The sequence below is a fragment of the Methylobacterium endophyticum genome, from assembly GCF_050591105.1.
GTDB lineage: Bacteria > Pseudomonadota > Alphaproteobacteria > Rhizobiales > Beijerinckiaceae > Methylobacterium.
Map to the genome: position 1 here is coordinate 1 of NZ_JBNHES010000035.1, position 11,653 is coordinate 11,653.

Genomic DNA, 11,653 nt, shown 5'->3' on the forward strand with positions numbered 1-11,653 from the left:
CCTGAGGCCAGAACCTACGACGCCAAAGCTGGGCTTCGGATCAGCTCAGCCGCACCGTGCCGAGCTTGCGAAGGGGTCCCCATTGCACGCCGATCCGGGGTCCCGTTCCAACGCTTTTTGACAGCCACATGTGAAAAACCCTGCTGAGGATTACTGGCCCATCCTTGCGGATCGCGTGATGACACTTTCAGTTCTCGCGCGCTCGTTCCGTCCAAGGTATGCTTGATCCTCATGGAGAGGGCTGAACCCGATGTCGAATAGACGGGAACTCTATCAAAGCCCCAACGGGGATTCCTGGCATCTCGGCCGCGAACCCGAGAACGGCCGGGCCTTCGTCATCCACCAGCCCAATAGTCCGTCAGGCGGACGGCTCCGCCACGTCGAGCTGGGGGCGTTCCTGAGCGACGGAACCGGCAAGCCCGAACAGCAAGCGCTTCTTCGCTTGATCGGCACCCTCGTGGACGTTCCCCCTTACGCCGACCGAACCGACGGCAGGGAGCCGACGAGGATGTTGCCATCCGTGCCCTGACGCATGAAGCGTCCATCCTGTCCGCGACAGGATCTCCCAAGTGCCCTTCAGGCAGCCTCGGGCAGGCATTGAAGCGCCAGGATGGCCTCGGCCTCGAAGAGGGCTGCCACGGCCCGCCCAAGCCGGTTGGGCACCGCTTCGTCGAGGATGACGGGGAAGGCCATGTTCAACGCACGCGTCGCACCGACGATAGCGGCCCGCGCAGCCGATGAACGCGGCTGGCGTCGGAGTTCGATGATGTGCATGGGGCGTCCTTTGAGGCTCCGAGTATGCGCCTTGATTGGGTATTCGCCTAAGCTTATCGCGCATCGCCTCCTTGATCCGGTTGAGAACCCGAATGCGGCGTCACATCCAGATCCCGTCGTTGATCCGACCCCTGATCGGCTGCCGGTCCGCCAGGACGTGGGCGTGGGCTATTCCGGCCGCCAGGGCGATGGAGGCCGAGGGGTAGGAAGCCTGGGAGCGGTACGGGTGATAGCCGGCGGTCGTCACCGACCATCGGAAGCGGCCCCTCTCGCTCCGGCAAGCCGAGACGGCCACGCTGTGATCGGGCAACGAGGGAATGCGCATCGTTCGGTCATCCCATGTGGGCCAGCCACGACCAAGCGATAAACGCGCGCAGGGCTCCGTGTCGAACCTCGTCACGAAAGCTGCCCGAGCATCCTCTGGGACGTACGGCCCGAGGCATTGCAGGCGCCTTGATCATCCCTCGGATGGACAGGGCTTGTGGCGTGACATGAGGGCTTGGAGGCAACCCACCTAACCCTGTCTCCCATCGGCCTGGAGGGCCAATGGGATGGGATGCGGTCTTACGCCCAGGGGTGGTCCTACTGCGGACGAGGTCTACCCGTGCGGCTTGAACACGACCTTGGTGCAGTTGTCCTCCTTGTCCCGGAACATGTCGTATAGCGCTGGGCCGTCCTCCAGGTTGGTGGAGCGATGGCTGATGATGAAGGACGGATCGATGTCGCCGTTCTGGATGCGCTCCATCAGCGGCTTCATGTAACGCACCATATGGGTCTGGCCGGTTTTCAGGGTCAGGCCCTTGTTCATCAGGATGCCGAGGGCCACGGGTCCCACAGGACCGGCAAAGACGCCCGGCATCGAGACATTTCCGCCCGGACGGCAGGCTAGGATCGCCTGGTTCAGAGCGAAGGGACGCTCCAGGCTGACGGTGTGCTCCATGATGGCGGAGGACACCTTCTGCAGGGTGGTGTCGGCTCCGTGGGACTCCATGCCCACCGCCTCGATAACGGAGTCGGGGCCCAAGCCGTGGGTCATCTCCATCAGCGTATCCTGCACGTTCTCCTTGGAGAGGTCGATGGTCTCGGCGCCGGCTTCGCGGGCCAGTGCAAGGCGCTCCGGTACGCTGTCGACGGAAATGACGCGCTTGGCACCCAGCATCAGACAGCACTTCACGGCCAGCACGCCGACCGGGCCGCAGCCCCAGATCGCCACGGTGTCCTCGGGGCCGATGTCGCAGTGCTCGGCGGCTTGGTAGGCGGTGGGGAAGATATCGCTGAGGAACAGGACCTGTTCGTCGGTGAGCCCCTCAGGCACCACGATGGGACCGACATCGGCATAGGGCACTCGCAGGTACTCGGCCTGGCCGCCGGAGAAGCCGCCCGTGATGTGAGAGAAGCCGAACAGGCCGGCCAGCGGATAACCGTAGGTCTCGGCCTGGAGCTTGCCGTTCGGGTTGGTGCGCTCGCAGCAGCTCCAGTTGCCCCACTTGCACTGGCGGCACTCACCGCAGCAGATGGTGAAGGGCACCACGATGCGGTCGCCGACCTTGAGCTTCTGGTTGTCGCGCCCGACCTCGATCACTTCGCCCATCGTCTCGTGGCCGAGGACGTCGCCACACTCCATCGTAGGCATGAAGCCGCCCATGAGGTGGAGGTCAGAGCCGCAGATCGCGCAGGCGGTCACCTTGATGATGACGTCGCGGCCATGCTCGATTTTTGGGTCCGGGACGGTCTCGCAGGAGATCTTGCCCCGGCTCTGCCACGTGAGTGCTTTCATCCTGTCGACGCTCCTGGTTCGAGGTGTGTCGGCACGGATGACCCCCACCGCTTCCACCAGGGAGGTAATGTCCGTCACGCGAGCGTGATCCGGTTGTCGAGGAATTTACTTCCACGTCGACCGTGCAGCCGAGCGCATAGCCTCGGCCGGAAAGCGGACCACGATGGTGTCCTTTCCCGTCTCCGTATGACGGTGCTACGGCGCCTCCAGGCGCGGTAGATGCGGGCGTGCCAACGGTTATCCCTCAAACCGCTTCGTAGACGAAGCGCCGACCATTGGGCGCCCCTCCAGTCAGCCTTGCCAGGCCATTGGCCATGTCCCGCCCGCCTGCCGACCAACGATCGCGGATTGAGGACGGCGAGAAGTCGAAGCTCTTTGCCGAGAGCTGGTCGGCGGCCGCTTTGTAGACCGTATGCAGCAACGTCACGGTCGGTCCGTTCGGCTCAAGCCGCTGCCTCATCTCGTACTCCCGCTCAAGGGCCGAGATCGTTCGGCGGCCCGCACTGGCGAAGATGAGGTCATTGGCCCGTTCCAGCACGGCATCGAGCGATGCTGGCCGGGGCGCCTGCAGGTTGAAGAGGTCCGAGGCGATGCAGAGGAGGTCGCGCTCCGGCGCGTCCGCAAAGACCGGGTCCAGGGGCAGGTTGTTGGTGTAGCCGAGGTCGCACAGGAGCCGGCCGTCGATCTCAACTGGTGGGAAGGCCGGGAGAAGCGAGGTGCTGGCGAGGACGTGCTCGGCTCGCACCGTCCCGTGCGCGGTGTCGAAGTAGACCTCCTCGCCCGTCGCGACATCGACGCAGCCTATCGTGACGCGGACGTCGCCCCGATTGAGCCGGTCGAAGTCGACGTACCGGTTGAGGCTGGACAGCAGGGGCGCGTGATCGAACATCGCGACGTCGTTGGGCACCCCGGGCAGCGCGGACCACAGGCCGGGCCAGCGGTGCTGGAAGATGTTGGGCCGGCCCCACATCAGCGTCAGGACGGCATGCAGGCCGTTATAGACCTGACGCGGCTTCAGCATGCCGGAGATGCTGGGACCGGTGTGCTGGGTCGCCTCGGCCCAGAACCCGCGGAGCTTGGCGACGCGATCTTCGGGAGTGTTCCCGGCGACAATGGCGGCCGTGACCGCACCCATCGAGGCGCCCACGATCCAGTCCGGCCGGATGCCGCGCTCGTGCAGGACCTCGTACACACCCGCATGGTAGGCTCCGAGCGCATTGCCGCCGCTCAGGACCAAGGCAATGTCCCGGCTTCCCGACGACACGACCGCGGTCAAAGCGTCCCTATCTGATCCGGCGATTGACGCCTCGCCGGGGTCGTTGCCGGAGACCAGAGTTGATGGGTCGTAGTCGTTCGGACTCGATGGCAAATGCGGTTGAGCCTTGTGGTGCCAGGGCTGACCATGGGGCATCGGGAATGCCGGGGGTCATCGGATTGTGAGCTGTCGCCGGATACTAATCGCCGCTCAGGACAAGACGCAGGGAGCGGGCAAGCTCATCCCGTCGATAGGGCTTGTTTAGTACCGGGAGCTCACCCTTTCCGATGACCTGCCCCTCGTCGAGGTTGGCGACGTAGCCGGAGGTCAGAAGGACCTTCAGGCCGGGACGCAGGCGCTGTGCCTCGACGGCGAGTTGCGACCCGTTCATCCCGCCGGGCATCACCACGTCGGAGAACAGGATGTCGATGCGCTCCACGCCCCTGAGATGCTCCAGTGCTTCGGCGGCGTTGCGGGCGACCACGACGCGGTAGCGCAGCTCCTCCAGGCTCTCGACCGCCATGCCGAGTACCCCCTCGTCGTCCTCGACCAGAAGGACGGTGTCGCCTTCAGTGGCGCGACGCAGAGGCAGCACGCTGGCGGAGCCGGTACCGACCTCCTCCCCGGCTGCATCGGCGGAGCGGGGGATCCGGAGCCGGAACGTGGTGCCAGCTCCGACTTCGGACTGAATATCGACGTAGCCGCCGGCGCTGCGGGTGAAGCCATAGACCTGGGACAGGCCCAGACCCGTTCCCTTGCCGACCTCCTTCGTCGTGAAGAACGGCTCGAAGATGCGCGCGAGCAGGTCTGCCGGGATGCCGCTGCCAATGTCAGAGATGGAGATCTCGACGTAGTCTCCGGGCGGCACGCCCTTGTCGGCGACGGCAGCGGTGTCGAGGCGGACGTTGCGGCTGCGCACCTCGATGCGGGCCACGCGTTCGCCGCCCTCCATCGCATCACGGGCGTTGACCACGAGGTTCAGCACGGCCGCCTCGAACTGGGCCGGGTCGATGCGGATGGGATCTAGGGCCGGATCGAGGTCGAAGACCATCTCGATGGCGCCGCCGGCGGCCCGCTCCGCCAGGGGCCGGAAGTCGAGGAGCAAGCGGTTCGGGTTGAGGGTCTGGGGCCGCAGCATCTGCCTTCGCGAGAAGGCGAGGAGTTGTTGGGTCAATTGCTCGCCCCGGCGTGCGGCGCCCATAGCGGCCTCGGCCAGGCGTACGACCCGCTCGGTGTTCTCCGGTTTGCGGATCATCATGTCGAGGCCGCCGACGATGACCGTCAGCAGGTTGTTGAAGTCATGGGCGACGCCCCCGGTCAACTGACCGATGGCCTCCATCTTCTGGGCCTGCCGGAGCGCATCCTCGGTCACGCGCTGCTCGGACCGGTCGAGGACGATGCCGGCCATGCGGACGGGCAGCCCATCGCGATCATATTCCGCGCGGCCTTTCGCGGCGATCCATCGGACAGCGCCGTCCGGGCGTAGGATACGGCACTCGATGTCGAGGAAGCCGGTCTCCATCGCCCTCGCGAAGGCCGCCTCCACGAGGGGCCGGTCCTCCGGAAGGGCATGGCCGAGAAGGTCGGCGCGCCCCCAGGAGGCCACCGGCTTGTCGTAACCGAAGATCGCGTCGTAGCGACCGGAACGCCGAGCAGTATCGTTGATGAGATCGAGGTCCCACGAGCCCATGCCAGCGGAATCGAGCGCGAAGGCTAGGGTCTCGCGCGCCGCCTCGACTTCGCGCGTGCGCTCCTCGACGCGACGCTCCAGGGTCTCGTTCGCAATCCTGAGACGCTCCTGCGCCTGCTCGCGTTCGAGGATGTGCCCGCGCGCTTGATACTGACGGCGCCGGACCCGCAAGGCGGACGCGACCGCGCTCGCTAAGGTCTCGGCGTTGATGGGCCGCTCCAGCAGCACCACGTTTCCGAGCCGCTCGATGATTCCGGCGGCACGTGCGGGTCGGCGTCCGGCCTGACGGGTTGCGAGAATGACGAAGGGAAAATCGGACCACGGCGGCTGGACATCGACCCAGGCGTAGAGGGCCGCCGTATCCGCCTCGACTAGGGCCTCCTCGGTGACGATGGCGGCGGCCGCGCCGTTCCGCAGTTCGCCGACCCAGGTCGCGACGTCCGGGCAGATGCAGGCGGGCGTCCCCGACTTCGCGAGCAACTGCTCGATAACCCCAGCATCGCGACCGCGCGGCGCCAGGATCAGGACCCGGTGTTCGGCCTCTGCCAAGGGCATCATGCGCTTGGTCCCGGCGTCGTGGCGGCGTCAGCTTTCAACATGGCGACCTTGCCGCCGTAGGCCGGCAACCCGGTGAGCACGCCCTGGAAGTCGGTCAGCGCCTCGCCGACCTGCAGGCCCGTGCCCGAGATCATCAGTTCGCGGATCGTGCGCTCATGCGCGTTGACCCGGCTTTTCACCACGGACAGGGCCGTACGGACAGCGCCTTCGGCCTCGAAATATCGGAACAGCACGATACCGTCGCTCAAATAGCTCAGGTCGACGTCACTCCGGACCTCGCCGATGACCCCGTGCTGTCCCAGGACGAGGACTGTCGTAGTCCCCTTCTGGTTGAGGTAGCTCAGCAGCTCGTGCATCTGCAGGACAAGGTACTGCTCGTCCGGCATGGCGTGGACGTAGGCGTTGAGGCTGTCGATGCCGACGAAGGTCGAGCCATGGTCTTCGACGGCTTCGCGGGCCCGGCATGAGAACTCGCCCGGCGAGATCTCGGCCGGGTCGATCTGCATGAGGTTCAGGGCCCCAGACTTGACGTAGGGGCGCAGGTCCATGCCGAGGAGTGCGGATCGGGCGAGCAAGGTCGCCTTGCCCTCGTCGAACAGGAAGTAGGTCGCGCGTGCACCCCGCTCCAGCGCGGCAAGCAGGCAGCGGACAGCAGTGGTCGTCTTTCCGGCGCCGGACGGGCCCATGAGCAGGGTGTTGGTCCCCTGCACGAGTCCGCCGCCGAGCAGCAAGTCGAGTTCGGCCAGACCGGTGGAGGTGGTGACCGGATCGAAGTCTGCGCCGTGCTCGGCCGCGATCAGCCGCGGGAAGACGGTGAGACCACCCGTGTCGAGCGCAAGATCATGGAAACCGCCGCGAAACTTCACACCACGCATCTTCAGGATGCGGATGCGCCGACGCTCGGACCCGAACGTACGCTCCATCTGCTCCAGGACCAGCACCCCGTGGGCGATGCTGTGGAGCTGAACGTCAGCCGTATTGTCGTCGAGCATCAACACCGTACAGCGACGCGACGCGAAGAACTGCTTCAGGGCCAGGATCTGGCGCCGGTACCGCAGCGGGTTCTGGGCGAGAAGGCGGAGTTCGGACAGGCTGTCGAACACCACGCGTGCAGGCTTGAGCGCGTCGACGCGCTCCATGACCTCGCGCACGGTCTCGCCGAGCTCGACCTCTGACGGGTGCAGGATGGACTGCTCGCTCTCGGGATCGAGGCCGAGCTCGCTGACGAGCTCGTAGACCTCGATGCCGTCCAGGCTCCAGCCGTGGGAAGCGGCGCCAGCGCGCAACTCCTCGGCGCTCTCCGACAGAGTGACGTAGAGGCCCTTCTCGCCCCGGGCGGCGCCTTCGAGCAGGAACTGCAGCGACAGGGTCGTCTTGCCCGTGCCGGGTGTGCCCTCGACGAGGAAGAGCCGTCCACGGGTCAAGCCACCGGAAAGGATGTCGTCGAGACCAGGGATACCTGTGGAAACAGCGTCGCGTGATCCAGCGGCAGTGGGATTTGGGCTGTCGTCGGTCATGGGCACCATGATGCGGGAAAGGGGCATCCGGCTGCCGCCAGGCTCACGGCGGCTCGTCGGCCTCTCGGTAGATGTTCACTTGGATTAACGCCGTGAGCCTCAATAGGTCCCCGCCGTTGCGCGGACCCAGGGCTTCTGCGGTGCTTATCCTTAAGCAGAGAACTTCTGCGGTGCTTATCCTCAAGCAGACAGAGCGAGCCGTATCCTCCTCACGAGGTCTGCGGGTTGTTGGCTTCAGACCGATCCGCCGTCGCCGTGGCCGCCTCGGCCCTCAGCTCGCGTTCCGCCATCAGCCAGAACTCCAAGTCGAAGCCAGCTGGGCGATGGTTGCGGTCCCAGATGTCGTAGGCACGCTCTCGGATGCGCTCGAAGGGGATCCCGTCGTTTGGCATTTCGGAAGTCCCTGATGATCGAGACGGTGATGTGAGGCGAACCTCGCGGGAGCGAGATGGGTGCGGCGCGTCGCGGCCCCCTTCGGGCATCGTGTCCGCTACCTCGTCGCAAACCACGCCTGCGCTTGTTCAAGGTCTTCGAAGAGAGGGTTTCGCTCCTGGGCAACGCAGCCGAACCCCGCCTCCAGGAACCACTTGCCGGAGTCCGCGTCGTGGTTGTCCGATAAGCGCACCAGTAAGGCGATCAGGGCATCGTCTCTGAAGACGAGCCGGCCATCCTCATCGCCACTCCCGGTCTCGACCCGAACCGGCTGCAATCGAAGGCTCATGCCGCCCTCCGTTCGCCGAGATGAAGGTAGTTGGGCTTGAACTCGGCCAACGCTTTCAACGCCGGGACGTCGAGGATGGACAGGGTTTTGCCGCTGAATTGAATGAGGCCGCGACGACGGAGCTCCATCAAGGAGCGGTTGACGTGGACGGCGCTCATGCCTGTCGTGTCGGCGAGCTCACCCTGGCTGATGGGCAGCGTGTAGCTGTTCTCGGACGCAAGGCCGACAACCTGCAGGCGCAGGAGGAGCTCGGAAAACAGGTGGGCCAGACGCTCAATGGCCACGCGGCAGCCGACGTTCAGCAGCCATTCCCGCAAGGTCGCCTCGTCGACCAAGGTGCTCATGCGTATCGCACGCGCGACCTCGGGATGATTCTCACGAATGCTTGCAAGCGCATCGGACCTGATCCAGGCGACCTTGCAGGCCGAGAAGGTGCCGATGCCGTGATCCATCCGGTCGAGCAGCCCCACGTCGAGGTCGCCCATATCGCCGGGAACGAGGTAGGCCATGATCTGGCGAGAGCCATTCGCGCGCATCTTGTAGCGGAAGGCCATTCCCTCTAGGACCAGGAGGATGCCCCTTGGCCTCTCGTCCTCGCGCACGAGGTCCGAATGGGCCGGGACAGTCTCGGTCGATGTGCCCAGGTTTTCCAGCACGCTACGGTCTACTTCAGACAAGCTGCCGAACCCTTCCATCTTGCGAACGAGCGGGCTTGGCGAAAGCGAGATCTGCGTCATGCCTGAAGGCGGTCCGTCGTGGATGGTGTTTTCGTTGATCACGACGCAGGAAGGCCGCGAGTTCTTGAAAGGTCGAAGATAGAAAATTCTCACTTGCCGGTAAGACCCCAACGCGAAAAATTTCGTTTCCCTAAGACGGTGGAAGAGGACTGGAGGTCAGGTTCTAGCAATCGATCCAGTAAGGTGTCCGATATCGGACATTTCCACTCGGACGAGGCAAACTCACAGCGGGTCGGCTATGCAGCGAACCCTGCGAACGAAGGGTGCTCCGTCCACGAGTAGCCAGGTGGAAGCGAAAACCCTACTGCCGCATGAACCTTGAAGCCGTGACTGACGACCTCACCTTCTCCCGATGGGCAACGCGTTCGACGTCATCATCATAGGGGGAGGTGCCGCCGGTATCGGCGCCGCGCGGAGACTCGCGGCCTATGGCGCATCGGCCTTGCTGCTTGAGGCGTCATCGCGTCTCGGAGGCCGCGCATTCACTCAGGATCTCGGAGGCTATCCGCTCGACCTTGGCTGCGAGTGGCTCCATTCGGGCGACCGCAACGCCTGGGTCGGTATCGCCGAGGCATCGGGCTTCCCGGTCGACCGGGGCGACCCGCCATGGGCGAAGGCGCATCCCGGCATCGCCCAGGACGAGGACGCTGAAGAGGCGGCGCAGAGGGCGTACGGCGACTGGGAAGAGCGGCTCCGCTTGATCGCGGCGGGCAGCGACCGGGCGAGCGATGCCCTTGAGCCTGGCGGCGCCTGGAACGCCTACGTGCAGGCCATCGCCGGCTTCATGAGCGGCGTCGGGCCCGAGGCGATCTCGGCCACCGACTACCTGGCCTATGACGACGCTTCGACGGGCCGGAACTGGCATCTGCCGCTCGGCTACGGCACGCTCGTCGCCGCCAGCCTGCCGTCCTCCACGGCGCTGCGCCTGGCGACCCCCGCCGAGCGGATCGACCTGACGGCGGAGGGCGTCGCCGTCTCCACGCGGACCGGCACCGTTCGCGGCGGGGCCTCAATCCTCACGGTCTCGACCGCGGTCCTGGCCGGCGACGCGATTCGCCTTCCCGCCGGGACCGAACCCTGGCGCGAGGCGGCCATCGCCCTTCCGCTCGGGCGCAACGAGAAGGTCTTCCTGGAAATCAGGCGCGATGCCGCCTTCGAGCCGGACTCGCACGCCTACGGCAACCTGCGCGACGCGAGGTCTGCCTCCTATTCCATCCGGCCCAACGGCCGGCCGGTGATCGAGGCGTTTCTCGGGGGCGCCGGCGCCCGTATCGTGGAGGAGGAAGGCCCGGCTGCCGGCTTCGCATACGTGTCCGCCGAGTTGATCGCCTTGTTCGGCAGCGACGTGGCCTCGGCGATCCGACCGCTCGCGGCGACGGCTTGGAGCCGGATGGCGTCCATCGGGGGCGCGTATAGCTGCGCCCTGCCGGGCCGATCCCAGGCGCGGGCACGGTTGGCCCAGCCGTTCGACAACCGGCTCTTCTTCGCGGGCGAGGCGACGCACCCCTTCGACTTCACGACTGCCCACGGGGCCCACGATAGCGGGCACAGGGCCGCCGACGAGGCGTTGGCGGCGTTAAAGGGTAGGCTTGGCTTCGGACAGCGAGGCCCTTACGCCTCCAGAGGATCGCGTGCGGCCTGGTAGCGACCTCCTCTCCTGTGGCGGGCGCAGCGCTTCCACGAGCAGGGCGAAGGCGGCCGCGGGCTGGCGCCGGTGCGGGTCGTTCAGGTGAGAGCTCAGGAAGGGCGCGCACCAGTCGACCAGCACCCGCTTGAGGCGACCGTCGTCGACGTCGGCAAGGATCGAAAGCAAACCCGACCGTGCCACGGTCACGATCCGTGTGACAGAGGACCCTGTCCGACGTTCGCCACGGGAACCGCTTCCTGTGCCCGAACTTGCCGTTGGTCCGCCTTTCATGGCGGCTTGACGGAAAGGGTAGCGTAGGGACGACCGGTGACCGGAGGGACGGGCCAGTTCAGCGCGACGCAGCGTGATGCCGGCGAGGGGAAGCCCGGCGCGACCGCTGCTTTCCCGTATGACCGGATGACCGTGGAGCGGTTCCGCGCCGCCTTCCCCCGCGCGCGGTGGCGCGACGACCTCGGTGCCTGGTTCGTGCCGGGCACGTCCGCGGAGCGCCGCCTGAACTTATGGTCGAGCCGGGAATGGTCTGGCGTCCTGGCACATGCCGACGAGCGCGGTCGGGACGCCTTCACGTTCGAGCCGCTCGCCAGCCCCTATTTGGAGGTGGCCGATGACCTGGTGGTGCGCACGCCCTATTCACGGGACGTCGTCGCCGGGTTGCGCCAGGTGCCATGGGCGCGGTGGGACCCAGCCACCAAGGCTTGGCGCGTCCCGTTCCGGTCGTTCGAGGAACTGCGCCGACACTGGCCGGCCATCGAGGAGGCTGCGCGTCGGGCCGAGCCCGAGGAGCGGCGTAAGCGTGCGCAAAGCCGTAGGGCGGCACCGGAGCATGCCGATAGGCTGGCCGAGGCCACTGAGTGTGATTAGGCGTGGAATAAGGACCCCGTTTTTGGGGTAATCGGCGTCCAAACGGGACCCCAGGACAAGTCATCCACACTGCCTTCCGGCTCGAACGGGAGGCTTGCGCGGGATGTTGGTCGTG

General features: G+C 66.1%; 11 protein-coding genes. 2 read left to right on the forward strand and 9 right to left on the reverse strand.

Going from position 1 to position 11,653, the window contains the following annotated elements:
• Window positions 1-576: 576 nt before the first annotated feature.
• The 9 genes from ACP56T_RS21505 to ACP56T_RS21545 all read right to left on the reverse strand — a co-directional run bounded on the left by ACP56T_RS21505 (window position 577) and on the right by ACP56T_RS21545 (window position 9,029).
• Window positions 577-774, reverse strand: a complete 198-nt coding sequence (locus ACP56T_RS21505; protein ID WP_238230151.1) for a hypothetical protein — start codon at window positions 772-774, stop codon at window positions 577-579.
• A gap of 100 nt (window positions 775-874) precedes the next feature.
• Window positions 875-1,099 (reverse strand): hypothetical protein, encoded by a 225-nt coding sequence (locus ACP56T_RS21510; protein ID WP_238230152.1) that lies wholly within the window; start codon window positions 1,097-1,099, stop codon window positions 875-877.
• A 273-nt stretch (window positions 1,100-1,372) separates the two neighbouring features.
• Complete coding sequence (locus ACP56T_RS21515; protein WP_238230274.1) at window positions 1,373-2,551, reverse strand: zinc-dependent alcohol dehydrogenase; 1,179 nt, start codon at window positions 2,549-2,551, stop codon at window positions 1,373-1,375.
• A gap of 244 nt (window positions 2,552-2,795) precedes the next feature.
• Window positions 2,796-3,827 (reverse strand): patatin-like phospholipase family protein, encoded by a 1,032-nt coding sequence (locus tag ACP56T_RS21520; RefSeq protein ID WP_373324073.1) that lies wholly within the window; start codon window positions 3,825-3,827, stop codon window positions 2,796-2,798.
• Between the two features lie 178 nt (window positions 3,828-4,005).
• Complete coding sequence (locus ACP56T_RS21525) at window positions 4,006-6,054, reverse strand: hybrid sensor histidine kinase/response regulator (protein WP_373324074.1); 2,049 nt, start codon at window positions 6,052-6,054, stop codon at window positions 4,006-4,008.
• Entirely contained in the window at window positions 6,051-7,571 is a 1,521-nt protein-coding gene (locus ACP56T_RS21530) for an ATPase domain-containing protein (protein ID WP_238230153.1), read from the reverse strand. Before ACP56T_RS21530 ends, ACP56T_RS21525 begins: the two co-directional genes overlap by 4 nt.
• Window positions 7,572-7,780: 209 nt before the next feature.
• On the reverse strand, window positions 7,781-7,963 hold the full coding sequence (locus ACP56T_RS21535) for a DUF2934 domain-containing protein (protein ID WP_238230154.1): 183 nt from the start codon (window positions 7,961-7,963) through the stop codon (window positions 7,781-7,783).
• Between the two features lie 98 nt (window positions 7,964-8,061).
• On the reverse strand, window positions 8,062-8,292 hold the full coding sequence (locus tag ACP56T_RS21540; RefSeq protein WP_238230155.1) for a hypothetical protein: 231 nt from the start codon (window positions 8,290-8,292) through the stop codon (window positions 8,062-8,064).
• Window positions 8,289-9,029 carry a Crp/Fnr family transcriptional regulator gene (locus ACP56T_RS21545; protein ID WP_238230156.1) on the reverse strand — a complete coding sequence of 247 codons (741 nt, stop codon included), beginning with the start codon at window positions 9,027-9,029 and terminating at the stop codon, window positions 8,289-8,291. Before ACP56T_RS21545 ends, ACP56T_RS21540 begins: the two co-directional genes overlap by 4 nt.
• A gap of 352 nt (window positions 9,030-9,381) precedes the next feature.
• On the opposite strand from ACP56T_RS21545, the gene ACP56T_RS21550 reads away from it, so the two are divergent.
• Together ACP56T_RS21550 and ACP56T_RS21555 are read left to right on the forward strand one after the other, a co-directional pair.
• Window positions 9,382-10,674: a flavin monoamine oxidase family protein gene (locus ACP56T_RS21550; RefSeq protein WP_238230157.1), complete on the forward strand. Its 1,293-nt coding sequence runs from the start codon at window positions 9,382-9,384 to the stop codon at window positions 10,672-10,674.
• Between the two features lie 309 nt (window positions 10,675-10,983).
• Window positions 10,984-11,538 carry a hypothetical protein gene (locus ACP56T_RS21555; RefSeq protein ID WP_430914076.1) on the forward strand — a complete coding sequence of 185 codons (555 nt, stop codon included), beginning with the start codon at window positions 10,984-10,986 and terminating at the stop codon, window positions 11,536-11,538.
• The last annotated feature ends 115 nt before the right edge of the window (window positions 11,539-11,653 follow it).